Origin of the sequence: Streptomyces sp. GQFP, assembly GCF_021545335.1 — a bacterium.
Classification (GTDB): Bacteria; Actinomycetota; Actinomycetes; order Streptomycetales; family Streptomycetaceae; genus Streptomyces.
On record NZ_CP089312.1, the window covers coordinates 1255054 to 1280325 of the forward strand.

Annotated in this window: 23 protein-coding genes; 10 read left to right on the forward strand and 13 right to left on the reverse strand. The window is 70.5% G+C overall.

Features of this window, described 5'->3' with window-relative positions; all coding sequences use genetic code 11:
- Positions 1-82: 82 nt before the first annotated feature.
- On the forward strand, positions 83-1270 hold the full coding sequence (locus LUX31_RS05500) for a saccharopine dehydrogenase family protein (RefSeq protein ID WP_235473530.1): 1188 nt from the start codon (positions 83-85) through the stop codon (positions 1268-1270).
- Between the two features lie 20 nt (positions 1271-1290).
- On the opposite strand, the gene mmpA is transcribed toward LUX31_RS05500, so the two are convergent.
- From mmpA to LUX31_RS05520, 4 genes are all read right to left on the reverse strand, one after another.
- A complete protein-coding gene (mmpA, locus tag LUX31_RS05505) occupies positions 1291-1437 on the reverse strand; it encodes a morphogenic membrane protein MmpA (protein ID WP_235473531.1) in 147 nt (48 codons plus the stop codon).
- Positions 1438-1506: 69 nt separating this feature from the next.
- The gene (locus LUX31_RS05510; protein WP_235479802.1) at positions 1507-2217 is read right to left on the reverse strand and encodes an endonuclease V; all 711 of its coding nucleotides are present in this window, start codon (positions 2215-2217) and stop codon (positions 1507-1509) included.
- Between the two features lie 36 nt (positions 2218-2253).
- Positions 2254-2580 (reverse strand): plasmid stabilization protein, encoded by a 327-nt coding sequence (locus LUX31_RS05515; RefSeq protein WP_235473533.1) that lies wholly within the window; start codon positions 2578-2580, stop codon positions 2254-2256.
- Between the two features lie 46 nt (positions 2581-2626).
- Positions 2627-3763: a WD40/YVTN/BNR-like repeat-containing protein gene (locus LUX31_RS05520; RefSeq protein ID WP_443045927.1), complete on the reverse strand. Its 1137-nt coding sequence runs from the start codon at positions 3761-3763 to the stop codon at positions 2627-2629.
- Positions 3764-3966: 203 nt separating this feature from the next.
- Between LUX31_RS05520 and LUX31_RS05525 the strand changes: the two genes are divergently transcribed.
- The 4 genes from LUX31_RS05525 to LUX31_RS05540 all read left to right on the forward strand — a co-directional run bounded on the left by LUX31_RS05525 (position 3967) and on the right by LUX31_RS05540 (position 8311).
- Positions 3967-4326, forward strand: coding sequence for an SsgA family sporulation/cell division regulator (locus tag LUX31_RS05525; protein WP_235479804.1), 360 nt, complete (start codon positions 3967-3969; stop codon positions 4324-4326).
- 293 nt (positions 4327-4619) lie between these two features.
- Complete coding sequence (locus tag LUX31_RS05530) at positions 4620-6236, forward strand: ABC-F family ATP-binding cassette domain-containing protein (RefSeq protein ID WP_235473534.1); 1617 nt, start codon at positions 4620-4622, stop codon at positions 6234-6236.
- 114 nt (positions 6237-6350) lie between these two features.
- Positions 6351-7127, forward strand: coding sequence for a dimethylargininase (gene ddaH / locus LUX31_RS05535; RefSeq protein WP_235473536.1), 777 nt, complete (start codon positions 6351-6353; stop codon positions 7125-7127).
- 206 nt (positions 7128-7333) lie between these two features.
- Positions 7334-8311: an acyl-ACP desaturase gene (locus tag LUX31_RS05540; RefSeq protein ID WP_235473538.1), complete on the forward strand. Its 978-nt coding sequence runs from the start codon at positions 7334-7336 to the stop codon at positions 8309-8311.
- A 219-nt stretch (positions 8312-8530) separates the two neighbouring features.
- On the opposite strand, the gene LUX31_RS05545 is transcribed toward LUX31_RS05540, so the two are convergent.
- The 3 genes from LUX31_RS05545 to LUX31_RS05555 form a co-directional block, all read right to left on the reverse strand.
- Positions 8531-8731 (reverse strand): hypothetical protein, encoded by a 201-nt coding sequence (locus tag LUX31_RS05545; protein ID WP_235473540.1) that lies wholly within the window; start codon positions 8729-8731, stop codon positions 8531-8533.
- A gap of 17 nt (positions 8732-8748) precedes the next feature.
- Positions 8749-12105: a hypothetical protein gene (locus tag LUX31_RS05550; RefSeq protein ID WP_235473541.1), complete on the reverse strand. Its 3357-nt coding sequence runs from the start codon at positions 12103-12105 to the stop codon at positions 8749-8751.
- A gap of 80 nt (positions 12106-12185) precedes the next feature.
- Complete coding sequence (locus LUX31_RS05555) at positions 12186-12440, reverse strand: WhiB family transcriptional regulator (protein WP_235473542.1); 255 nt, start codon at positions 12438-12440, stop codon at positions 12186-12188.
- A 314-nt stretch (positions 12441-12754) separates the two neighbouring features.
- On the opposite strand from LUX31_RS05555, the gene LUX31_RS05560 reads away from it, so the two are divergent.
- Positions 12755-13549, forward strand: a complete 795-nt coding sequence (locus LUX31_RS05560) for a VOC family protein (RefSeq protein ID WP_235473543.1) — start codon at positions 12755-12757, stop codon at positions 13547-13549.
- 65 nt (positions 13550-13614) lie between these two features.
- Here the strand turns inward: LUX31_RS05560 and LUX31_RS05565 are convergent, their stop codons facing one another.
- Both LUX31_RS05565 and LUX31_RS05570 read right to left on the reverse strand, forming a co-directional pair.
- On the reverse strand, positions 13615-14625 hold the full coding sequence (locus LUX31_RS05565; protein WP_235473544.1) for a LacI family DNA-binding transcriptional regulator: 1011 nt from the start codon (positions 14623-14625) through the stop codon (positions 13615-13617).
- A gap of 77 nt (positions 14626-14702) precedes the next feature.
- A complete protein-coding gene (locus LUX31_RS05570; RefSeq protein ID WP_235473545.1) occupies positions 14703-15743 on the reverse strand; it encodes a multicopper oxidase domain-containing protein in 1041 nt (346 codons plus the stop codon).
- A gap of 221 nt (positions 15744-15964) precedes the next feature.
- On the opposite strand from LUX31_RS05570, the gene LUX31_RS05575 reads away from it, so the two are divergent.
- Complete coding sequence (locus LUX31_RS05575) at positions 15965-18445, forward strand: ThuA domain-containing protein (RefSeq protein ID WP_235473547.1); 2481 nt, start codon at positions 15965-15967, stop codon at positions 18443-18445.
- 47 nt (positions 18446-18492) lie between these two features.
- Positions 18493-20652 (forward strand): OmpL47-type beta-barrel domain-containing protein, encoded by a 2160-nt coding sequence (locus LUX31_RS05580; RefSeq protein ID WP_235479805.1) that lies wholly within the window; start codon positions 18493-18495, stop codon positions 20650-20652.
- A gap of 62 nt (positions 20653-20714) precedes the next feature.
- Here LUX31_RS05580 and ligD read toward each other — a convergent pair whose 3' ends face one another.
- The 3 genes from ligD to LUX31_RS05595 form a co-directional block, all read right to left on the reverse strand.
- Positions 20715-21725, reverse strand: coding sequence for a non-homologous end-joining DNA ligase (gene ligD / locus LUX31_RS05585; protein ID WP_235473548.1), 1011 nt, complete (start codon positions 21723-21725; stop codon positions 20715-20717).
- A gap of 424 nt (positions 21726-22149) precedes the next feature.
- Complete coding sequence (locus LUX31_RS05590) at positions 22150-22359, reverse strand: hypothetical protein (protein ID WP_235473549.1); 210 nt, start codon at positions 22357-22359, stop codon at positions 22150-22152.
- Positions 22356-22670, reverse strand: a complete 315-nt coding sequence (locus LUX31_RS05595) for a DUF6415 family natural product biosynthesis protein (protein ID WP_235473551.1) — start codon at positions 22668-22670, stop codon at positions 22356-22358. Before LUX31_RS05595 ends, LUX31_RS05590 begins: the two co-directional genes overlap by 4 nt.
- A 190-nt stretch (positions 22671-22860) precedes the next feature.
- Here LUX31_RS05595 and LUX31_RS05600 point away from each other — a divergent pair, with 190 nt between their 5' ends.
- Entirely contained in the window at positions 22861-24105 is a 1245-nt protein-coding gene (locus tag LUX31_RS05600; RefSeq protein ID WP_235473553.1) for a Twin-arginine translocation pathway signal, read from the forward strand.
- A gap of 2 nt (positions 24106-24107) precedes the next feature.
- Positions 24108-24428: a 4a-hydroxytetrahydrobiopterin dehydratase gene (locus LUX31_RS05605; protein ID WP_235473555.1), complete on the forward strand. Its 321-nt coding sequence runs from the start codon at positions 24108-24110 to the stop codon at positions 24426-24428.
- Between the two features lie 131 nt (positions 24429-24559).
- Here the strand turns inward: LUX31_RS05605 and LUX31_RS05610 are convergent, their stop codons facing one another.
- A complete protein-coding gene (locus LUX31_RS05610) occupies positions 24560-25120 on the reverse strand; it encodes a hypothetical protein (protein WP_235473556.1) in 561 nt (186 codons plus the stop codon).
- Positions 25121-25272 lie beyond the last annotated feature (152 nt).

Consider the following 25272-nt stretch of genomic DNA (forward strand, 5'->3'; position numbering starts at 1 on the left):
CGGACCGGGCGCACGACCCCACACCCCCTCACGCTAGCCTCGACCACCGACAACGGCGCGGGACCGCGCAACGAGAGGTGTCATGAGCAGGCCGAGCAGGGTGGAACGTCCGTACGACATCGTGCTGTTCGGAGCCACCGGCTTCGTCGGCACCCTCACCGCCGAGTACCTCGCCGCGCACGCGCCCGACGGTCTGCGCTGGGCGGTCGCCGGCCGCAGCCGGGACAGGCTGGAGTCGCTGCGCGAGCGCCTCTCGGGTGTCGGCAAGGCCGCCGAGGTCGGGGTGCTGGAGGCGGACGTGTCCGATCCGGCCTCGGTGCGCGCACTCGCCGGGCACGCGCGCGTGCTGGCCACGACGGTGGGCCCCTATCTGACGTACGGCGAGGAACTGGTCGCCGCCTGCGCGGACGCCGGCACCGACTATCTCGACCTCAGTGGTGAGCCGGAGTTCGTGGACCTGATGTACGTCCGGCACGACGCACGCGCGCGGGAGACCGGTGCCCGGCTGGTGCACGCGGCCGGTTTCGACTCCGTCCCGCACGACCTGGGCGCGTACTTCACCGTCGCCCAGCTGCCCGAGGGCGTGCCGCTGACCGTGGACGGGTTCGTGCGCGCCGACGCGATGTTCTCGGGCGGCACCTTCGCCTCGGCGCTCAACCAGTTCTCCCGGGGGCCGCGGATGCTGACCGCCGCCCGCGACCGCCGACGGCACGAGCCACGACTGCTGGGGCGCCGGGCGACCGCCCCCACGGGCACTCCCCGGTACGCCAAGGAGGTCGACGCCTGGGCGCTGCCGCTGCCCACCATCGACCCGCAGGTCGTGCTGCGTTCGGCCCGCGCGCTGGAACGGTACGGCCCTGATTTCCGTTACCGCCATTACGCGGCGGTACGGCGGCTGCCTTTCGCGCTGGGCGGGGTCGCCACGGTCGGCGCGGTGTTCGCGGCGGCCCAACTGCCGCCCGCGCGGCGCTGGTTGTCCGGGCGGCTGCGGCCCGGCGACGGACCGAGCGCGGAGCGGCGGGCGAAGAGCTCGTTCACGGTGCGGTTCGTGGGTGAAGGCGGCGGCCGGCGGGTGTTCACGGAGGTCGCGGGCGGCGATCCCGGCTACGACGAGACGGCGAAGATGTTCGCCGAGTCGGCGCTCTCCCTGGCCTTCGACGACCTCCCGCCGACGTCCGGGCAGGTCACCACCGCCGTGGCGATGGGCGACGCGCTGATCGACCGCCTGCGCAAGGCGGGGATCACGTTCCGGGTGGCGTCGAGTCGCTGACGGACGGGCCCGTCAGCGGTTCACTGGGCCCAGCCGGTGACCGTGTAGATCATGCCGACGATCCAGGCGAGTCCCGCCAGTACGGCGACGATCAGCGCGGCCGTGACGGCCCGCTCGACGGGCTGGGCGGGGCTGGCGGCGGGCTTCGGGGCGCGGTGCGTGGTCATGGACACAGCCTGCCGACAGCTCCGGCCCACCGACATCCGTACAGGTACTCAGAACACATACTCAGATGATCATTTGAGCCCTGCCTCGGTGGCCTCTTTCAGTGCCCGTCGGCACAGGGCGTCCGCCCGGCGGGTCGTCTCCGGGAGGCGGTACTCCGGGGTGAGCGCCAGGACGTGGGCGCAGGCCGTGTCGAGGGTCGTGCGGTGGCCGACCGAGACGAACACCGGCTTGACGGCGCCCCGGGTGCGCAGGGCGCGGCCGACCTCCTCCGGGCCCGCCAGGAGCGGGGCCGCCGATCCGCGCGGGGCGCCCGGCTCCTCGTACGTGAAGGTGAACGGGTTCTTCGCGACGCCGATCGTCGGGAGCCCGGTGAGGACGCCGAGGTGGCTGGCGAGGCCGAAGCGGCGCGGGTGGGCCAGGCCGTAGCCGTCGCAGACGACGAGGCCGGGCGGTACGGGCAGCGCCTCCAGGGCGGCCAGGACCGCCGGGATCTCGCGGAACGCGAGCAGGCCGGGCACGTACGGGAAGGGGACCCGCCCGACGGCCGTGGCCTCGGCGACGACGTCGAGGCTCGCCGCGTCCAGGACGACCGCGGCGGCCACGACGAGGTCCCGCTCGTCGTCGTAGGCGACGTCGACACCCGTGACGTGGCCTGTCCCGGCCGGCGGTCCCGGCTCGTCGAGCACCACGCGCAGCCGCAGCTCGTCCTGGACCGCGCGGGCCTCCGCCTCGGTCGTGGGCCAGTCCGCCGGAAGGGGCACGCTCGTCGTCAGCTCCATGGTGACGACGAGCGTACGTCCCACGCGCGCGGGAGGTCACTTGCCGCCGAGGGCCCGCTTCAGCTGCTCCTTGTTCATGTCCGAGCGGCCGTGCACGTTCCGCCGCTTGGCCTCCTCGTAGAGCTGGTCGTACGTCGGTCCCTGGGCGCCCTTGTGCGAGCGCTGACCGCCGCGCTTGGCGGACGACATGTCCTGGGTGGATGTACGGCTGGCGGTCTTGGACTCGCCGGCGCGGGCGCGTTCCTTGTTGACGGTCCGCGCGGCGATCTCCTCGGCGCGCTTCTCGCTCTCACCCCGGTCGAGCGCGCTCTCCTTGATGTGTTCGTACTGGCGTTCCCGCTTCGGGCTCGCACCGCGTGGCATGGCCGTTCACTCCCTTCGCTCGGGTCGGTGAACGGGTACCCAGGCCTCACGATTCGAGCCGTGCCACGCGCCCCTTCTCCCCGGCGGCCCAGCAGCCCAGGTCAGGGGTGCAGTCCACCGTGTCGTACGAGCCCGTGTCGACGGTTTTCCAGGTGCGTCCGGCGTCCGTGGTGAGGTCGGTGCCGGTCGGGCCGACCGCGAGTGCGGCCGTGCGGCTGTGCGGGAGCCAGGCGACGCCGGAGCGGTAGGCGGGCGGGGGCGTGGCCGCGGTGGTCCAGGTACGGCCGCCGTCCGTGGTGACCGCTCCCGCGCGCGGGGAGGCCTGGTCGGCGCGGTAGTCGCCGCCGACGGCAAGTCCGTGCGTACGGTCGCGGAAGGCGAGCGCGAAGACACCGCGCGCCCCGTCGCCCGCCGGGATCGGTGTGTCGGAGGCGGTCCAGGTGAGCCCGCGGTCCGCGGAGTGCAGCACACGCGCGCGGGCACCCCCGCCCGTGGCCAGCCAGACATCGCGCGGCCCCGAGCTGACCAGGCACTGCCCGCTCGCCGCGAAGCCCGCCTCGCCCTCCAGCGCGGCCGGCATGCCGTCATTGGGGAGCACCTTCCAGGAGCGTCCGCCGTCGCTGGTGGAGAGGATGCGGAACTTGCCGTCCACCGGGTCGCTCATCGCGAGGCCGTGGCGGGGGTCGAAGAAGGTGAGGCAGTCGTAGAAGGCCTTGGCGTCGGTGTTGCGGAAGGACTCGGTCCAGGTCTGCCCGCCGTCGTCGGTGCGGTAGACCCGGGAGGCCTCGCCCTCACCGATGGCCAGGACCACGGCCCGCCGCGCGTCGAACGCCTCGATGTCCCGGAACTGGAGTTCGGCCGCGCCCGGCGGAGAGACGTTCCGCCAGTTCGCCCCGCCGTCGGTGGTGCGCAGTACGGTGCCCGCCGTACCGGCGACCCAGGCGGTGTTCCGGCTGACGGCGGACAGTCCCCGGAACCGCACGTCGGCGGCGCCGCTGTCCTTCGCCGCCCAGTGCGGGGCCCGTTGCCCGGCGCCCGTCGCCTCGTACGCCTGTGCGGGGGCGGCCAGTCCGGCGGCGACGGCGGCGAGTGCCGCCGCGTACGCACCCGCCACCACGGCCCACTTCGTCCGGCTCGCCCGTATCGTCCGTCCCGGCTGTCGCTTCGCGCTCAAGATCCTCATGGCGGGCGAAAGTAGCAGGGAATGAACTCGGTGACAGAGGTCACTAGAAATTCAGGTGCACTGATTGGCTCATTCCGGCGTCTCCTTCAGTGTGCGGCCCGTTCCATCCAGGAGTCCGGCCAACCGTCACAAGGGAGCAGGCGTTGTCCACCACCGTCATCGAGCAACTCGTAGAGGCCCGTCTCGTCGCCGCCGCACCGCGGATGCCGAGCATTCCCGCAACGCTCACCTACGACCGGAGCGACCCGTTCGCGGTCCGGATGACCTTCCCCGCGCCGGCCACGCTGGAGGGCGTCGAGGTCTGCTGGACGTTCTCCCGTGAGCTCCTCTCCGACGGCATGCGGGAGCCGCAGGGCCACGGCGACGTCCGGGTACGGCCGTACGGCTACGACCGTACGGTCCTGGAGTTCCACGCCCCCGAGGGCACCGCGGTCGTCCATGTCCGCTCGGGCGAGCTGCGGCGCTTCCTGGCGTCCACGACCGAACTGGTGCCCGTCGGCCTGGAGCACCTGCAGACCGACCTGGACCACGACCTGGCGGAGCTGATGCGCGACGCCCTGTGACGGCCCCGCTCGATGCCTTTAATGCTTTGACAGCCTGAAACGCCTCTTCCTACGCTGACAGCGGTCCTGTTGCCGTCGATTGGAGAAGGACGTTGCTCTACTGAGGTCCTGAGACACCGCGCCCCACACCCTCCAGTGGTGTGTCCGCGCAGCGTGCGACCTCGGTGTTCGAGCCGTCCGTGCCTCCCTCCGGAGCAGGGCCTTTCTCGTGTCACCCGGACATCTCCCGCCCGCCGCCCGTCGGTGTCTCGATACGCGCTTGCCCAGACCCCATCAAGCAACCGCGAGGCCGTATGTCCGCCACCACCTCCATCGCCGTCACCTCCCTGTCCTTCGCCTGGCCCGACGGCACCCCCGTCTTCGATGGCCTCGACGTCGCCGTCGGCCCCGGCCGCACCGGACTCGTCGGCGTCAACGGCTCAGGAAAATCAACCCTGTTGAAGCTGATCGCCGGTCAACTCCGCCCCGTCGACGGCATCGTCCGTGTCGCGGGCGAGATCGGCTACCTCCCGCAGAACGTCACCCTCGACACCGCCCTGCGCGTCGACGAGGCCCTCGGCATCTCCGCCAAGCGGGCCGCGCTGCACGCCATCGAGGCGGGTGACGTGGCCGAGGGGCACTTCGAGACGATCGGCGACGACTGGGACGTAGAGGAACGCGCCCTTGTCACGCTCGGCGAACTCGGGCTCAGGCACATCGAGTTGGACCGCACGATCGGCGAGATCTCGGGCGGCGAGTCGGTCCTGCTGCACCTTGCAGCGCTGCTCCTCGACCGCCCGGACGTCCTCCTGCTGGACGAGCCGACCAACAACCTCGACCTGTACGCGCGTCGACGCCTCTACACGGCCGTCTCGTCCTGGCCCGGGGTGATGGTCGTGGTCAGCCACGACCGTGAACTCCTGGACCTGGTCGACCAGATCGCCGATCTGCGCTCCGGGGAGGTCACCTGGTACGGCGGCAACTTCTCGGCGTACGAGGACGCGCTCGCCACCGAACAGGAGGCGGCCGAACGGATGGTGCGCGTCGCCGAGGCCGACCTGAAGAAGCAGAAGCGCGAACTGGCCGACGCCCAGGTCACTTTGGCCCGGCGCAAGCGGTACGGGCAGAAGATGTTCGACCAGAAGCGCGAGCCGAGGGCTGTCATGCGGGTGCGCAAACGCACGGCGCAGGTGTCCGCCGGCAAGTACCGCATCCTGCACGAGGAGAAGCTCGCCGACGCGAAGGAACGGCTCGACGAGGCGGTGGACGCCGTACGGGACGACGACGAGATCCGCGTCGACCTGCCGTACACGGCCGTACCGCCGGGCCGTACCGTACTCACGCTCCTGGACCTGGAGTTGGCGTACGGAGCGAGCGTGGGCTCCTTCGATCTGCGCGGGCCCGAGCGGGTCGCGCTGATCGGGCGGAACGGGGCCGGCAAGACGACCCTGCTGCGGACGATCTCCGGGGAACTGGCCCCGGTCTCCGGGGAGGCACGCGCGCACGTGCCGCTGCGTTTTCTGCCGCAGCGGCTCGACGTTCTCGACGACGAGCTGACCGTCGCCGAGAACGTGGCCCGGTTCTCGCCCGCCGCCACCAACAACCGGGTCCGTGCCCGGCTGGCCCGCTTCCTGTTCCGGGGCGCCCGCGCCGACCAGCGGGCGGGGACCCTGTCGGGCGGTGAACGCTTCCGCGCCGCCCTGGCCGCCCTGATGCTGGCCGAGCCCGCTCCCCAGCTGCTGATGCTGGACGAGCCGACCAACAACCTGGACATGGCGAGCGCCCGACAGCTCACGACGGCCCTGGAGTCGTACGAGGGCGCGCTGATCGTCGCGAGCCACGACCTGCCGTTCCTGGAGTCGATCGGGATCACCCGGTGGCTGCTCCTGGACGGCGAACTGAGGGAGATCGGCCCGGAGGAGGTGGGGTGACGCGAGTGTCCTGGGCGGGCGTGCGGGCCCCGTTCTGACCTCCGGGGCTTTTGTCCGCACCGACCCGCCCTGCATGATGTGCGCGGACGCCCCCTGCGATTCGGAGTTCCGCCCGTGCCCAGCAAGAAGGCCCTCATACGTCGCCCCAGCCCACGCCTGGCCGAAGGCCTCGTCACGCACATCGAGCGCGAGGAGGTCGACGCCGGCCTCGCCGCGCGGCAGTGGGAGGCGTACGCGGAGGCGCTGCGCACGCACGGCTGGGAGACCGTCGAGGTGGATCCGGCGGACGACTGCCCGGACTCGGTGTTCGTCGAGGACGCGGTGGTCATCCACCGGAACGTCGCGCTGATCGCCCGGCCCGGCGCCGCGTCCCGGCGCGGTGAGACCGGCGGTGTCGAGGAGGCGGTGGCCCGCCTCGGCTGCTCCGTGAACTGGGTCTGGGAGCCGGGCACCCTGGAGGGCGGCGACGTCCTCAAGATCGGCGACACCCTCTACGTCGGGCGGGGCGGGCGGACGAACGCCGCCGGGGTGCAGCAGCTCAAGGCCGTGTTCGAACCGCTCGGCGCCCGGGTCGTCGCCGTACCGGTGAGCAAGGTGCTGCATCTGAAGTCGGCGGTCACGGCGCTACCGGACGGGACCGTGATCGGGTATCCGCCGCTGGTGGACACCCCGTCCCTCTTCCCGCGCTTCCTGCCGGTGCCGGAGGAGTCGGGGGCGCATGTGGTGCTGCTGGGCGGCGGAAAGCTGCTGATGGCGGCGAGCGCGCCGAAGACGGCCGAGCTCCTCGCCGACCTCGGCCACGAGCCGGTGGTCGTCGACATCAGCGAGTTCGAGAAGCTCGAGGGCTGTGTGACATGCCTCTCGGTGAGACTGCGGGACCTGTACATCTGACCGGGCGATCGGGGTACCCGTTCGGCTCTGGCCTGCGGGTCCGGGGCCGTGGCGCGTCCTCGGCACGCATCGGCGTGTACCCGCTGATCAGCGGTCTTTACAACACCCTTAACCTACGGTGTCGTAACCTACGGGAACGTAGCCTACGATGCCGTAGGTTGAGTTCCGTCCCCCGTAGTCCGCTCGCACGTCATTCTGGAGCATTCATGACGATCACTTCTCCGCACCTCGGCAGTCCGTCCGGCGCCTGGACCGACGCCCGGCTGCTGTTCGCCCTGGAAGAAGTGGTCGAGACGGAACTCAACCGGCATCTGAAGGTCGCCAAGGACTGGATGCCGCACGAGTACGTGCCGTGGAGCGACGCCCGCAACTTCCCCGGTTTCTTCGAGGACGGCGAGGCCTGGGGCAAGGAGCAGTCCAAGGTCACCGAGCTGGGCCGGATCGCCCTGGTCGTCAACCTCCTCACGGAGGACAACCTCCCCAGCTACCACCACGAGATCGCCAGCCTGTTCGGCCGCGACGGCGCCTGGGGCACCTGGGTGCACCGCTGGACGGCCGAGGAGGGTCGGCACGGCATCGTGATGCGCGACTATCTGCTCGCCTCGCGCGCGGTCGACCCGGACAAGCTGGAAGCCTTCCGGATGGCCCACATGGCCGAGGGCTTCGAGTCGGACAACCGGCACTCGATGCTGCACTCGGTGGCGTACGTCGCCTTCCAGGAGCTGGCCACCCGCGTATCGCACCGCAACACCGGCCACCAGTCGGGCGACCCGGTCTGCGACCGCATGCTGGCCCGCATCGCGACGGACGAGAACCTGCACATGGTCTTCTACCGCAACCTCCTCAAGGCCGCGTTCGACCTCGCGCCCGACCTGACCATGCAGGCGGTCCGTGACGTGATCGTCAACTTCCGGATGCCCGGTCACGGCATGCCCGGCTTCGAGCGGGCCGCCGCGCAGATGGCGATCGGCGAGGTCTACAACATGCGCATCCACCACGACGACGTCCTCCAGCCGGTCCTGCGCCACCTGAAGGTCATGGACATGACCGACCTGGGCCCCGAGGGCCTGCAGGCGCAGGAGGAGCTGGGCATGTTCATGGGCGGCCTGGACTCGGAGGCCTCCAAGTTCGACGAGAAGCTAGCGGCCCGCAAGGCCCGCATGGCGGCCCGCGCCGCCGGCTGACCTGCCCCGCCCCTCGCCTCGCAATCTCCGCGCCGGAGATCCCGGCTGACCCGCCCCGGCCGTCCGGTCGCTCGGATCCGCCTCGCGATCTCCACGCGGTGATCCCGACCGGCCTGCCCCGGCCCTCCGGGCCCTGAGGCTTCCTCGCAGCCTCAGCGCCGGTGATCCTGGTCGGCCCGCCTTTCTGCTGGGGGTCCGGGGGTCGCCCCCCGGGAAATCTCAGCCGTACGCCATCACCTCGTCCAGCGCCGCGTCCCGCACGTCGGCCTCGGGGTGACGGCGCAGTGCTGTCAGGCGCTCACGCCAAGGCCCCGCCCATTCCGTACAGCCGCGCACCGCGCCGACGACGGCCACCGCGAACACCGGTGATCCCGGCGGGCCTGCTTGTCCGCCGGGGGCCTGCGGCGGAGGCGCCGACATCACAGCCCCCGGAAGAGTCACTCGTACGCCGTCACCTCGTCCAGCGCCGCGTCCCGCACGTCGGCCTCGGGGTGGCGGCGCAGTGCTGTCAGGCGCTCGCGCCAGGGCGCTGCCCAGTCCGTGCGGCTGCCCAGTGCTCCGGTGACGGCGACCGCGAGCAGGCCCTCGGCATGGCCTCCGTGGGTGGTCAGACGGCCGACCTCGGCCAGTAGCACCTCGGGGTCGCCCTCCTGGTCCCGGCTCTCCAGGCGTGCGCCTAGTTCACCGGCGGTGCGGACGGCGAGGGCGGGGCGGCCCGCGGTGAGCGCGGCCAACTGTCCGAGGTGGGGCGGTCGGGCGTCGAGGTCCAGGTGGTGTGCCGCCAGGGTCGCGGCCTGCGGTACGTGGGTGTCGTATCCGGCGAGCAGTTCGCTCGCGGCGAGGGCGGCGGGGCGGGCGGCTTCGGTGGTCGGCCTGCCGTGCTGGACCAGGCAGGAGACGAGGTACTCCACGCGTCGGCGGGCCGGACGGTCGCGCCGCTCTCCCGCGTCCAGGTCTGCGTCGTCGGCCGCCGGGTGCTCGGCGAGGGTCCGCAGGGCCTCCAGGAGCCAGTGCGCGCCCTGCGGGGAGCCCTCGGCGACGGTCACCAGGCCTCTGGCCGCCACCTGCCAGTTCGTCCGGTCGTCGAGGTTGGTCGCGGACCGGACCAGCACCGCGGGCGCGTCCGGCGACCAGGGCGTCCAGTGGGCGAGGGCACCCAGGGCGAGGGCCGCGGTCTCCGGGTCGTCGGTGGCGCACACGGCGTGCACGAGGTGGGCGTAGCGCTCGCGGTGGGGTTCGGGCAGGTCGAGGGGGTGGATCCGCAGCACGGCCCGGCGCAGCACCGGCTCTGCGCCGGCCGCGTCGCGCAGCACCTCCCAGACCGGTTCGTGCGCCACGAGCGCGCCCGCGAAGGCCACACACGCGGTACGGACGTCACGGTGGGCGCCGGGCCGCCCGTACGTCTCGCAGAGCAGCGTCGCGGCCGACCGGGCCGGGAGACGGGTCGCGGCGAGCCGGACGGCCTCCTTGCGGCTGGTCACCTTGACGTCCGGCGCGCGCAGCACCTCCGCCAGTCGTCCGGCCAGCAGCGACGGCGGCGCGTAGCGGGAGGCGCGGGTGGCCGCGTAGACGGCGACGCGGGCCCGGTCGCCGCCCGCGTGCGCGAGCAGTTCGGGGAGCGCCTCGTGCGGCCGGTCGGTGCGGGAGAGCGCGGCCAGGGCCGCCTCGGCGAGGACGACGTCCCCGGACCCGGTCCACTGGCGCACCAGCGCGGCGCCGAACTCCGGGACGTGCGCGGCCTGTTGGATCGCGCCGACCCGACGGTACAGCGGCAGCGCGAAGTCGTCGGCGACATCCGCCAACTGGCGTACGACATCCCGCTGTTGGCGGGGCAGCCAGCGCCGGAGGTCGTAGTGGACCGGTGCGGTCCAGGGTTCGCGCTTCGGCAGGAAGCGGCCGTACGGCGGGGTCTCGGCGAGGAACGGGCCGAGCAGATCGGTGCGGCGGCGGGCGAGGACGCGCCACACCGACGGGAGTGCTCCGGCGGAGGGTTCGTGGGCCAGGATGCGTGCGACGCGTTCGTCGCGGGTGGCGTGCGGCTCCAGCCAGAGGTCGATCGCCGTGCGTACGGTCGCGTCCTTGCCGCCGTAGCGGATCGCCTGCCAGAGCAGATCCTGGAGTTCGGGCATGTCGGCGGCGCGGCGTCCGACGGCCCGGGTGAGGGCGAACGCGAGGCTGTAGTCGGCCTTTTCGGCGCCCGCCTCGATCCAGGGTCGCAGCGCCTCGTACACACGGTGTTCCTGGCCGCGCACGAGGGTCCGGTCGAGACGGCCGAGGTCGGCGGTGCCGGTGTGGCCGGTGATGCGGACCAGGGTGCGCAGCGCCCAGTTCACCAACTCCCTCGGCCCGCCCGCCGCGTGCTCGCGCAGCACCCCGAGGGCAAGAGTGCTGAGCCGCTGTCGGGTGAGGGCGGAGGAGTCCCGGGCCTCCACGGCATCCGCGGTGATCCGGTCGAGGTGCGGTTCGGCGTCCTCGGTGAACAGTGCCGCGCGGACGTCGGCCAGCGCTCCCAACGCGGCCGAGCGAACGGGGTCCTGCTCGTTCCGCAGCCGCCCCATGTCCGACAGTACGGCGGTGACGGCGTCCGGGTCGGCGGAGCGCTCGGCGTTGCGGATCAGCAACGGCCAGGCCAGGGCGCGGTCTTCGGCGGCGGGGCGGCGGGTGGCGTTGAGGAGCGTGCCCCGTATCTCGTCGACGGGCAGGAACGATTCGACGAGGAGTACGTCATGCCATGCGGCACCCCGCTCACGCGCGGCGGCGGCCATCCGACGGGCCTCGTCGGGTGCGTGGGTGCGCGGCAGCGCCGCCAGGACGGCGTGGTCGACGGTGGCGGAAGCCGTACCCCGCCCCTCCTGCACGGCCGTGAGGAAGGCGTGGCGCCGGCCGGGCGGCATGGCGGCGAGCAGCACCGGGAGGTCTCCGGAAGCCGCCAACACCTTGCCGTAGGCGAGGAGTTCGGGTGCTCCGGAGCGGGCCAGCGTGCGCAGCACGGAGGTGTTCAGCGAGCGCACACCCACACCGGCCCAGCCGGGCATGCCGAGCAGGCGCAGTACGCGCTCGGGGGCCATGGGGGCGAACAGGCCGATACGGGAGGAGAGTTGACGGGGAAACACCCTGGGCGGCCGTCGCTCCAGGAAGCCGAGGACGCGCGGCGGATCGTGCGGTGCGACGGCGGCCACGGCTCCGCCGAAGGACTCCCACCAGGAGTCGTAGAGCGCGGCCGGCAGTTCGGCCAACTCCCGTTCCAGCACGTCGAGCAGGAGGTCCGGATGGCGTCGGGCGAGCGCTCGAGAGCCGTCGAAGGCGTGGAACATCTCGGGGAGCAGCCGCGCCACCGTCTCCGTCGAACACCCGGGCAGCAGTCGTGCCGCCTCGGTGTCTCCCCAGTCCTGCCGTACTCCGTCCAGCAGCCGGTCGGCGAGTGCGGTGCGCCCGCCCGTGACGATCGCGCGCAGCAGGTCCCGGCGTACCGTCTCGGAGGCGTCGATGAGTCCCGACTCGTAGGCGGAGTCGGGGACTTGGAGGCTGTCTGCGACCTGAAGGGCATGGCCGCGCACAAATGGGTCGGGATCGGCGATCCGGTCCGCGATCCATTCGGCGTCGCGCCCGACGGCCGCGGCGACGATCGCCAGGTCACGGCCGTACGACCCGCGTTCCTCCAGCTCCGTCAGCACCGGTCTCAACGGTGCGAACTCCCCTGCGCGTGCGGCGAGTTCGCGCATGCGCTGCGGATACGGAAGCGGGTCGAGATCGTTCAGCAGACTGTCGACCTGCTGGAGCGGGGTACGGGGCATGAGCTGGATTGTGCCCGCTCGGCAGCGGTCGGCGTACGGGAATTGCCTTCCAAGAGGTCAGCGGGAGGTGGGCCGGGAAGTCAGTGGGAGGTGGGCGAGGTGCGCCGGAGGTGGAGCCGTTCCTTCTCGGAGAGGCCGCCCCAGACCCCGAACCGCTCGTCGTTGCTGAGCGCGTACTCCAGGCAGGCGGGGCGCATCTCGCACATCCCGCAGATGCGCTTCGCCTCGCGCACCGAGCTGCCCGGCTCGGGGAAGAAGAAGTCGGCCCCGGTCTCCGCGCACAGGGCCTGCGCCTGCCAGGCGCTGTCCATCGGGGTGATCGTCTCGTAGTGCATGCACGAGATCGTGCCGGACGGTGAAAAACGTTCGCTCAACGTCCGATCAACGCCGGACACCGGGGCCGTCCGTCGCGCGGCCCCGGCATCCCGCCGGTCGCACGATCATGCTCCCGCCGGATGCGCGAGCGCACGGCGGCGCGCGGAACGTGTTGGAACAAGGCGCGCCTTCGTCCTCACCCAGGGTGACCGCCTCCAGCGCCCGCCGCCCCCTGCGGCACTCCGGCAGCGATTGTCAGTGGGCGGTGCAAGACTCGGCAGAGCAGGCAACGGGGGCTCCGCACGAGGGCGGCGCCCCACAGAGGAGGGCAATGATGCTCACCACCCGTTTCGTCACCGGCGCTCCCAACTGGATCGATCTCGGCACCCCCGACATCGAGGGCGCCACCGCCTTCTACAGTGCGCTCTTCGGCTGGGACTTCCAGTCGGCGGGCCCCGAGGCCGGCGGGTACGGCTTCTTCCAGCTGGGCGGGAGGACCGCCGGGGGCGGCATGCAGATGACGGAGGAGCAGGGGGGTGCGCCGTCCTGGACGGTGTCCTTCCAGACCCCGGACGTCGACGCCACCGTCAAGGCCGCCGAGCAGGTCGGGGGCGCCGCACCGATGCCGCCCATGGACGTGATGGACGCGGGCCGGATGGCCGTCCTCACCGACACCGCCGGCGCCGTCTTCGGCCTCTGGCAGCCCGCCCGGATCAAGGGCCTCGAAGTGACCGGCGCCCCCGGCTCCCTGTGCTGGGTCGAGCTGTACACGACAGACGTACCCAAGGCCGCCGCGTTCTACGGCACGGTCCTGGGCCTGGAGACCTCGGCGGTACCGTTCCCGGGCGGCTCGTACACCTGCGTGAACCCGGCGGGCGCCGGTGAGGACGGGATGTTCGGCGGCGTCATCGACATCGCCGACGACCCGACCGGCACGGAGACCACCCCGTACTGGCTCCCGTACTTCGAGGTCACCGACGCCGGGGCGACCGTCGCCAAGGCCCAGGAACTGGGCGGCCAGGTCCGCATGCCGGCCACGGAGGTGGAGGGCGTCGGCACGATCGCCAAGCTGACGGACCCGTACGGAGCACGGTTCGCAGTAATCAAGAGCGCGCCTGGTCCCACCTAAGGGGCGCGGGGAACTGCGCGACAAGCCCCCACCGGCTGACAGCCAACGAACTACCTGTCCGATGCTTAGGCAGAGTCGCGCCGAACAAGTGTCGTCGGCAGCACCACGCTGGCCGCCGCATCCACCCCACCCCCCAACAACAGCCGCGCCATCAACCTCCCCATCTCCTCGATGGGCTGACGAACCGTCGTCAACGCCGGATCCGTCTGCTCGGCGACAGCCAACATGTCGTCGAACCCGACCACGGCAACATCCGACGGCACCCGTCGCCCACGTTCACGCAGAACACGCAGAACACCCGAGGCCGCGAGATCATTCGCGGCGAACACGGCGTCCAAGTCCGGACGCCGGTCCAACAGTTCACGCATCGCGCGCTCCCCTCCGGCCGGCGTGAAGTCGCTCTCGGCGATCAGTCGCGGGTCCGCGTCGGGCGCGACCTCCCGGAACCCGTCGAGCCGGTCCGCCGCCGAGGTCTGGTCGAGGGGGCCCGTGATGTGCGCGATGCGCGTCCGCCCGAGGTCGACGAGATGCTGGACGGCGGCCCGGGCGCCGCCCCGGTTGTCGCTGTCGACGTACACGGCGTCACGCGTGCCCTCGCTCCAGCCGGGCCGCCCGCCGAACACGGTGGGCACGCCGGCACGCTGGACCAGGCCGGGCAGCGGGTCGTCGAGGTGCAGGGAGAAGACGAGCGCGCCGTCGACATGCCCGCCGGCGAGATACCGGCCGACGCGGGAGTGGTCGTCGCGCCCTTCGGTGAGGAGCAGCACGAGCTGGGAGTCGTGGGCGGTCAACTCCTTGCTGATCCCCCGGAGTTGGAGGGCGAAGAAGGGGTCGGCGAAGACCCGGGTCTCCGGCTCGGCGATGACGACGGCGACGGCGTCGTGCCGCCGGGTCACCAGGGAGCGGGCCGCCTGGTTGGGCACGTATCCGAGTTCCTCCACGGCCTGCCTGACCCGTTCGACAAGGGGTTCGCGTACGCCGTCCCCGCCGTTCACGACCCGCGACGCGGTGGCCCGGGAGACCCCTGCCCGTGCGGCGACGGCCTCCAGGGTGGGACGCGACGCGGTTTCGGTCACTTCGGGGCTCCTCATCGGCGGGTTGCCGATCAGGATAGTCCCGGCCGGGCGCCGGATGAGAGCGCTCTCGGACCGGGTCAGTGCTCGTGCGACAGCTGCTGCTCCCCCGCCCCGCCAGAAACACCCGCAGTACCCGCAGTACCCGCGGAGCCCGCCGCACTCGCCGCACCGTGCGGCTCGTACCCGGGAATCGTCCCGTCCGTCTTCTTCACCAGGAACAGCCCCGCCATCCCCATGTCCGAGTGGCTCTGCACATGGCAGTGGTACATCCACGCGCCCGCGCCGACCCCCTCCCCCGCGATCACCTGGAAGCCGAAGGAGTCCGCCGGGCCCACGATCTTGTTGTCGAGGACCTGACTCGGGTCGTCGGGGCCGGTGAGCAGGCCGGTGCGGTTGTCCGCCCAGCGGTGACCGTGCATATGGAAGGTGTGGTAATACTCGCCGTGCGTGATCATCACGAACTCGACGCGATCTCCCACCGTGGCCTCGAAGTTGGGGCTCTGATGGCCGGGCCGGTTGTTGATCGTCATGTCGTTGAAGACGATCGTGTACGTCGTGTCCGGGAGGATGTCTCCCTTGCGACGGACGATCACCGGGCCGTAGAGGCCCTTGCGGATGCCGCCGGTGCCGTGTTCGGTGCCGACGACATGGTCGTGGTAGTGCCAGTAACCGGCGCTGCCCGCCCGCCAGGTGCCGTCCGTACGGGCGCCGGGGGCGTGGGTGCGCCAGGTGTAGGTGCGGCTGCCGCCGGGCTCGACCTCGCTGCGGCTCAGTTTCGTGCCGTCGCTGGAGATCTCGTAGTCCAGGCCGTGGACGTGCAGACTCACGGCCACGTCCGTCGTGTTCTCCAGGGTGATGTGCGCCGTGTCGCCCTCGTTCAGCTCGATCAGGGGGCCGGGGACTGAGGCGGTGCCCTTCGCGAAGCCGTAGCCCATCTGCCCGTCGGCGAGCCGCTCGGCGTACAGCTGGATGTGCCGTACCGCGCCGCCGGCCGGGGCGGTCTTCGGGGGTAACGCGGCTGCGGCGGTCGCGCTGCCGGCCTCCGGAGCCACCGACAACGATGTCGCGACGGCCGCGCCCCCGAGCAGCACACGCCGGTTGAAGTCACGTCTGTCCATGCCGAACTCCCCACCCTGGTACGGAAGATGCGCAGCGGGAACGAGAGGAACCGCTGAGACGGTAGCGGCCCGGCACCCGTTTATCCACACCCAGGACAAAGTTCGTGCGATCCCGGTCATTCCTCTTGGCGGGCCGCCCAAAGGGGTCTAGCTTCCTTGGCGTTTGCTGTGACCGAAGAGGGGTGGGTGACCACGTGCGGTTCACATCGCATCAAAAACCTATGGCCTTACGAGGGTTGAGCGGGCGGAGACGTACCTGGGCGGCCACCGTCGCCGCCACGGTCGTCACCGCCGGGCTGCTGTCGGGGCCCGCCGCGAGTGCGCGGCCGGCTCCGGACCCGTCATTGACAACGATGTCCGTGAAGTCGCCGCCCGGCGGCAGCGGTGTACGTGTCCTGGTCTTCCACGGTTCGGCGGCGGCCGGGGACGAGTCGCCGGTCGTCAACGCCGGTATCGAGGCGATCGAGCGAATCGGGCTGTCCGGCCCGGTGGAACAGCGCTACGAGATCGAGGCGACGGGCGACGCCTCCGTGTTCACGGACGGGCCCCGGCTCGGGACCTTCAACGCGATCGTCTTCCTGACCGGGGGCGGTGACGTCCTCGACCCGGAGCAGGAGGCCGGGCTGGAGACGTACATGGAGGCCGGCGGCGGTTTCGTCGGTATCCATGACGCGGCCCGGGCGGAACCGTACTCCGATTGGTTCACCGGGCTGGTGGGCGCCCGACCGGCGGCCACCAGCCCAACGACCGTGCAGCGGGCGACCGTTGAGGTCGGCGACCGTCGGCATCCGGCCACCAAGGATCTGCCGGTGCAGTGGAAGCGGCCGGACCAGTGGCTGAACTGGGTGAAGAACCCGTCCGGCGAGGTGCACACCGTGGCCCGGGTGCGCGAGTCGACGTACACGCCCGGTGCGAGCGCCAACGGCTGGGACCATCCGGTGAGTTGGTGCCGTGACTACGACGGCGGACGTTCCTTCTACACCGCCATGGGCGGCACGGTGTCGTCGTACGACGAGACGGACTTCCGTACCCATCTGCGCGGGGCGCTGCTGTGGACGACACGGCTGGCCCAGGCCGACTGCAAGGCCACCATCAACGCCAGTTACAAGGCGGAGCGGCTGACGCAGCCCAACCAGGCGGGGCAGAACGACCAGATCGGGGAGCCGCACGGGCTGGTGACCGCGCCCGACGGGCGGGTGTTCTACATCGGCCGGGGCGGCGCCGACTCCTCCCAGCCGGTGATCACCGACTGGAACAACCCGGACATCGGCAAGGGCAAGGGACAGATCCACGTCTACGACCCGAGGACCAAGAAGGTCACTCTGGCGGGCGAGTTGACCGTCTTCGGCAATAAGGGCGGCGGGGACGAGCTGATCAAGGTCGAGGAGGGGCTGCTCGGGATCGAGCTGGATCCGTCCTTCGAGCGCAACGGCTGGGTGTATCTCCACTACACGCCTCACTCGCGGATCAACCGTGACACGAGGATGGCCGAGCGGTACGTCTCCCGCTTCACGCTGGACCTCGCCACCAACCGGCTCGACCTGAACAGCGAGAAGGTGCTGCTCAAGTGGCCGGTGCAGATCCACAGTTGCTGCCACTCGGGCGGCGGGATGGCCTGGGACTCCAAGGGCAACCTGTACATCGCCACCGGTGACAACAACTCCAGCCAGTTCAGCGAGGGTTACTCCGGCAACAACCCCCAACCGGCCTACAAGGGCGTGTCGTTCGCCGACGCCCGGCGCACCGCCGGCAACACCAACAACCTCAACGGCAAGATCCTGCGCATCCATCCGGAGGCCGACGGCACGTACACGCTGCCCCAGGGCAACCTGTTCACGGGCCAGGAGACCGACGAGGGCGGCGGCAAGACGCGCGGCGAGATCTATGTGATGGGGGTCAGGAACCCGGCCCGTATCGCCGTCGACAGGACCACGGACACGCTGTACGCGGGCTGGGTCGGTCCGGACGCGAGCGCGCCCTCGACGACCTGGGGTCCGGCGAAGTACGACACGTTCGCCGTCATCACCAAGGCGAGCAACCGGGGTTGGCCGTACTGCATGGGCAACAAGCAGCCCTATCGTGACCGCAATCTGCCCGACCCGTCGAAGCCGCTGGGCTGGTACGACTGCGACAACCCGAAGAACGAGTCGCCGAACAACAACGGTCTCGTCAACCTCCCGCCGGTCACCGGCAACAACATCTGGTACTCGCCCCAGGGCGGCGCCCCGGACTTCCCGCGCGACGCGAACGGCGTCCCGTCCTACAAGCAGGCGGAGAGCACGTATCTGCTGCCATGGCTGAAGGGCGGCGGCCAGGCCGCGATGAACGGTCCGGTGTACCGCTACGACGCGGCGAGCGCGAGCACGACCAAGTGGCCGGCCTACTGGGACGGCAAGTGGTTCGTGGGCGACTTCTACGACGCCGACCAGCCGCGCAACGCGGTGCTCACCGATCCGAAGACCCAGGGCGACGGCGGACTGCCCGTCCACTCCGAGTCGTTGAAGAAGATCGTGCCGATCGGGAACGACGGCATCAAGAACCTCATGGACTGGAAGTTCGGTCCCGACGGCGCGCTGTACGTCCTCGACTACGGCCGGGGTTTCTTCACCTCGGACGCCAAGTCGGCGCTGTGGCGGGTCACTTACACCGGCGGGGGCCCGACGCCCGCGGTCGGCGATCTCGCGAGGGGAGCAGCGGAGTGACACGCAGACGCAGGCATCTCTGGACGGCCCTGTTGGCGTCCCTGTTGATGGTCCTCGGACTGACGTCGGCGGCGGGAGCGCGTACCGCTGATGATCCGGCGCCCGAGCCCGCAGCCGCGCAGGTCCTCACCTGGACGGCGGGCGACGACATCACCAAGTACAACTCGGCGCCCACGACCGCCGTGGCGGGCGCGACGACGATCGTCTTCGAGAACAGCACGGCGACCGGCAACACCATGGGAATGCCGCACACGTTGACGTTCGACGTCGTCGACCCCGAGTACAACAACGACGTGCCGCTCAACATCCTGGCCAACCCGAACGACGACCAGGACGGCCGACACACCGCCGAGGTCACGCTCACCCCCGGCCGCTACCGCTACTACTGCACGATTCCGGGCCACGGCCAGATGCAGGGCATCCTCGTGGTCCAGGAGGGCACCGGTTCCGACACGACGGCCCCGGAGACCTCGGCGACCGTGACCGGGGCGCAGAACTCGCAGGGTGAGTACGTCGGTTCGGCGAGTGTGGCGATAGCCGCGACCGACGAGGGCGGTTCCGGCGTCGACCGGGTCGAGTACGCGATCGGTGCCGACGGCGCCTGGCAGCCGTACACCACGCCGGTCGTGATCGACCAGGTCGGCGACCATGCGGTGCGCTATCGGGCGTTCGACAAGGCGGGCAACGCTGCCGCCGAGAAGAGCGTCGCGTTCACGGTGGTCCCTCCGCCGACGGAGGACACGGCGCCGCCTGAGACCTCGGCGACGGTGAGCGGCGAGCAGAACCCGGACGGGGCGTATCTCGACATGGCGACGGTCACCGTCTCCGCGTCGGACACGGGGTCCGGGGTCAACACCGTCGAGTACGCGGTGAACAGCGGGAGTTGGCAGCCGTACACCGGGCCGGTGATGGTGCATCAGGTCGGCAGTCACACCGTCCGCTACCGTGCCACCGACAAGGCGGGCAACGTCTCCGCCGAGAAGAGCGTCGCGTTCACGGTCGTGGCGCAGCCCGCCGAGGACACGACTCCGCCCGTGACCGGGGTGACCGTCGAGGGCACCCGGAACGCGAACGGCGCCTACGTCAACAACGCCAAGGTGACCGTCAGCGCCACGGACCACGGCGGCTCGGGTGTCGCCACGGTCGAGTACTCGCTCGACGGCGGGCCCTATCTGGCGTACACCGCGCCGGTGGTCGTCGACCGGGCGGGCGCGCACACCGTGACGTACCGGGCGAGCGACAAGGCGGGCAACACCAGCGACGCACGCTCGGTGAGCCTCACGATCGTGGCGGGCGGCGGGGTTCCGGCGCCCAACTGTCCCGAATACGACGAGCGGTTGACGGTGATCGTCGGCACGGTCGACTCGGGTGTGCCCAACCGGGTCACCAACAACCGGTGCCGGATAGGCGAGTTGATCGAGGACGAGCGGGAGTGGACGTCCCACGCCCTGTTCCTCAAGCACGTACGTACCGTCCTCGACCAGCTCTTCAAGGACGGCGCCATCGACGAACGAGAGGACGCGGCGATCGACGAGGCGGCCCGCGAGTCCGGCATCGGCAAGCCGGGCCAGACCGAGGGCTACCGCACGATCCTGGACGGTACGGCGGAGTCCTTCGCCAAGTGGCAGCAGGTGGGCGGCGGTTCGTTCGCGCCGAACGGCGACGGGTCGATCACCAGCGGCACCTCGGTCGGGGGTCTGGGCATGCTGTGGTTCCCGGAGCGGAAGTACGGCGACTTCTCCCTCAAGCTCCAGTGGCGTGACGACGCACCGGGCACGGGCAACGCCAACTCCGGTGTGTTCGTGCGCTTCCCGTGGGTCCACGACCACCCGGAGGAGGCACGCCCGGAGTGGGTCGCCATCAAGTACGGGCACGAGGTGCAGGTGCTCGACCGGCCCGACGGCGACATGTACAAGACCGGCTCCGTCTACGGCTTCGACCGCGTGGGGCTCGCCGGGGCGGGTGTCACTCAGAAGGGCACCTGGAACGACTACGAGATCCGGGTGGTCGACCAGCACTACTCGATCTACCGCAACGGCGTCCTGATCAACGAGTTCGACAACATCGGCGGCCAGGACTTCACCCCGCCCCGCTCGGACGACCCTGGCACGGACGGCCGGCGGTTCGCGTCCGGATACATCGGCCTCCAGGTCCACGGCACGACCGACGTGGTCTCGTACCGGGACATCCGGATCAAGGACCTGTGACGGGAGGGAGATTCAGAGGGATCTAGACGATCTCCGTGGCAGCCAAGTCGGCGATGGTGAACTCAGTCCTTCCGGGCCCGACTTGGCTGCACACGCTTGGGCTCGCCCGGCATCTTCGGGTACTCCGGCGGATACGGCAGGTCGCCGAGTCCGTGCTCGTGTTCGTCGCGGCGGGCGAGTTCGAGCAGGGCGTCGAGGGAGAAGGCGTGGTCGTCCATGTCGGCGTGGACGTCGCCGAGTTGGGCGAACCGTTCGGGCATGGTGACGAGGTCGAAGTCGCCGGGCTGAGCATCACCGACCTCGTCCCAGGTCAACGGCGCCGAGACAGGGGCGTGCGGCCGAGGCCGTACGGAGTAGGCGGACGCGATGGTGCGATCTCGCGCCGTCTGATTGTAATCAACGAAGATCCGCTCCCCGCGTTCCTCCTTCCACCACTTGGTCGTCACCTGCTCCGGCATCCGCCGCTCCAACTCCCGCCCGACCGCGATCGCCGCCCGCCGCACCTGCGTGAACGACCACCGCGGCTCGATCGGCACGAAGACATGCAGCCCCCGCCCACCGGAGGTCTTGGGCCAGCCACGCAGCCCCCCGAACTCGTCGAGCACGGCCCGCAGTTCGTGCGCGGCGCGAACGGCGTCGCCGTAATCCGTTCCCGGCTGCGGGTCGAGGTCGATGCGCAGCTCGTCGGGGCGGTCGACATCGGCGCGCCGCACCGGCCAGGGATGGAAGGTGAGAGTGCCGAACTGGGCGGCCCACAGCACGGCCGCGACCTCGGTCGGGCACATCTCGTCGGCGCTGCGACCGCTGGGAAAGGTGATGTGGGCGGTGGGAATCCAGTCGGGCATGTTCTTGGGCGCCCGCTTCTGGAAGAAGTTCTCCCCGGCCACACCGTCCGGGTACCGCTCCAGGGTCGTGGGCCGGTCACGCAGCGCGCGCAGGATGCCGGGGCCGACGGCGAGGTAGTACTGGGCGAGATCGAGCTTGGTGAACCCACGCTCCGGAAAGAAGACCTTGCCGGGGCTGGACAGCCGCACCGTCCGCCCGAATGCCTCCAGCTCCACCGCTTCGCCCATGGGAGCCACGGTAGGCGTCCCGCATGAAGCTCGCATACCGGGCGATTACGGGCGGGGGGCGCACGGAATCGAACCAGGGATCTACGAAGAGCCACATAGCCGCAGGTCAGATGCCATATGAACTCGCCATCTCACTCGTTTCTCTCACCCCACCCCGTGCAGGCCGTCGAGCACCGTGGCCGCCGAACGGAGATCCTCAGCATCCGGAACGATGTACTTGACCTTGGTGAAGGCAGCGTTCGTATGCCCATGTAGTGCGAGAAGGTCACGGCGCCCATGATGCCGCCGCGCGTCTGGGGCGGGGTTGCGTCCGTCAGCTTGACGGACGCAACCCCGACGCCACCGGCCGGGAGACGCGTACCGACTGGGGCTTGAACCCGCCCGCCCGCCACCGGCCCGGGGTATGGACGTCGGCGGCGAGGGCTCAGGAGTCGCGCAGATGGTGGGCCCATATGCGGGTCAGGATGCGCAGCACATCGAGGTCAATCAGGTCAACGAGATCGGCGTGTGCGCGGTGGGCCCACACGGTACGGCCGGGCCCGGAGTTCACGTGCTCGTAGGCGACCTCGACCGCGTCCTCGGGGTCGGTGATCAGGCCGTCGCAGTAGCGGCACGCGCGCAGCGTCGCAGTCACGGGCGGACGCCGTTCAGGTTCTCGTGGTGGTCGCACAGGGCGTTGACGACGCGGGCGAGCTTCCGCGCCACCGAGACCCGGATGGGCCGCGTGCCGCCCTCGCCCAAGCTCAGCTTGTTGCGCGCTTCCCCGATGCAGGCCAGCGCGCAGTAGCGAGGGATGCTGTCCTTCGGCGCCCGTGCGACTGCCGCTGCTACTTCGGGGATGAGTAGGTGGATGTGCCCGCGCAGCACCTTGGTGAGCGTGGCCAGTTCGTCAGGCGCGGGCAACTCGGCGCCTTCGACGAGGAGTATCCGAGCACTGTCACGCATCGTCTCGATGTCCGGGGGGCGCTGGTCTCGCCGTGCATCGGTGCCATCTGCTGCGTTCTGTGTACGTCCTGTAGCCACACCATGATGATGAGTGGGCACGGTGAGGCACAACCAGGCCGCGACGTGGCCATGTGCAGCCACGTGGCGGCCATGGCTACAGGCAGGCGCGATGACACCTCATGCTGGGCGGATGAGCCGCAACGACGCCCTGAGAGCCGCACGGCTCCGGGTGGGCTGGCGCACCGTCGAGCAGGCCGCCGCCAAACTCTCCGAGCATGGGCAACGTCTCCTCGATGACAGGCAGTTCACCGTCTCCGCGCGTACCTGGCGCCGTTGGGAGGGCGACCGCCCCGGCTGGCCGCCCGAGGAGACCGCGATCGTCATCCACGATGCGCTCGGCCGATGGCCCGAAGACCTCGGATTCACCACCCCTCCCGGCTGGATCCGCCCTGAGCACCACGAAGAGGCAGATGTGAAACGCCGTGCGTTCATGTCCGTCACCGCCGCCGCGCTCGTCCCTGGTCCCGTCGCCTCGCAGCACGTCGACCCCGCGCTGATCGACTACTTCCAGACGCAGTTGGAGGGCCACTACCGGGCCGACATGCTCCTCGGCCCGCACGACCTGATCGGCACGGTGTCCGCCCAATATCAGCTGATCGACAAGCTGGTCCGCTCGGCCAAGGGTGAGACCCGCCGCGGGCTGCTCCGCGTTGGCGCGGCCTACGCGGCGCTCGTCGGCTGGCTGTACCAGGACGCCGGCGACATGGACGGCGCCCACTTCTGGCGGGGCGTCACGCAGGAGATCGCGATGCGCTCCCGCGACCTGCACCTGATCGGCTACTCCCTCGTCAACCAGGCGCAAGTACGCACCGACCTCGGGGACGGGCACGCGGTCATCGACCTGTGCGAGGCGGCCCTCGACGACGCCGGGCGCCTGGTGCCGAAGGTCCGCATCATGGCCATGCAGCAGCAAGCCCACGGCGCCAGCCTCACCGGCGACCGGACGGCCGTGGACCGGCTCATCGACCAGGCGGACGGACTCCTCGGCCGGGTCGACGACGACCTTCCGTGGGGCAACGCCTGCCGACGAACACCCGGCTACCTCGAAGTACAGCGCGCCACCTGCTACGGCCGGCTCGGCCTCGGCGCTGAGGCCGTCTCCCTGTGGGACCAGGTCCTCGACATGGTCCCCAAGACGGCCCGCCGGGACCGTGGCGTGTATCTCGCACGGCATGCGACCGCGGCGGCCGGGGCGGGCGAGCCGGACCAGGCGCTGGAGATCGCCCGCACGGTGGTGGACATCGCCGTCGAGACCCGGTCGGAACGCATGCGACGGGAGTTGGCCACCCTTCAGCGGGCGATGCGGCCGTGGCAGGATTCCCCGGTCGGCCAAGACCTCACAGAGGTTCTGGCGCCCGCGACCGAGGGGAGCTGAGCATGGCAGACGCATCCGTGCCACTGACGGAGGACAAGATCGACGCGGCCCTGCGGGAGGTACCGGGCTGGCGCCGGGAGGGTGACGAGATCACCCGCACGTTCGGCATCCGCTACCACGGCGGGGTGGCGCTGATCGTGCACGTCGCCGACGTCGAGCGGCTCGTCAGCCACCACGCGGATATCGACCTGCGGTGGGGAAAGGTGCGCTTCGCGATCACGACGCACGACGCCGGGCACAGGCTGACGGCCGCCGACTTCGACCTGGCCCAGCGCATCGACGCCATCGCCAAGGCCCACATGGCCGAGCCTCTCGACGACTGACGAGGGAGTTCACGTTGACGGGTACCCCTGGGCATGACGAAGGGCCCGCCCGGGACGTGTTCCGAGCGGGCCCCGCCAGGGCATTGGACGTCAGGCCAGCCAGCGCCGGTACTGCCGTTCACGTGGCCTCATCACCCCTGGGTCACGACATCCGTGATCTCCACCGAGATCTTCTTGCTCGCCGAAGAGGTACTGATCAGAGACGGCGTGTAGTTCAGACTTGTCTGGTCCGAAAGCTCTGCCGTCTCAATGACCGGGCCGGACTCGTCACCGCGGATCTCATAGGTGATCTCGTACACCGCATCCGGGTCGAGGTCCGCACTGTCGACCAACAGGGTCAGGTCCGGCTCGACCGTCATATTGCAGCCCGCCGACCCGAAGCACTGCCGTTCGGTGGTGCGCAGCTTGATCGTGAAGCTGTCGGCGTCGACCTCGGCGTACGTCGGCTCTGGCTCCTCTGCGACGGCGGTCACAGCGTCCTCTTCCGGTGCGCTCGACTCTGAGGCGGCAGTGGTGGTGGCTTGCTTGCTGTCGTTGTCTGTGGACTGCACGACGATGATGCCAGTGGTGACGATCGCGGCGATGACGGCAGCGGCTGCACCGATGACGATCGCGTTGGTGTGGTTCTTCTTCACCACCGGCTCCTGCGGCGGCGGGAAGTCGGGCATGGGTGGTGGCGTGCTGTCAGTCATGGTCCCCCCAAGGACGTGGTGTGCAGGAGGGCATCATCCGTCCTCTCGTGTGCCGTGTGGAGGCGGTGTGCCCGTGTTGTGACCACAGATGAGTGAAGATCTCGGATCTTGCTGGACGACGCGCGACGGACCGCTCCAACGGCAAAGACGAT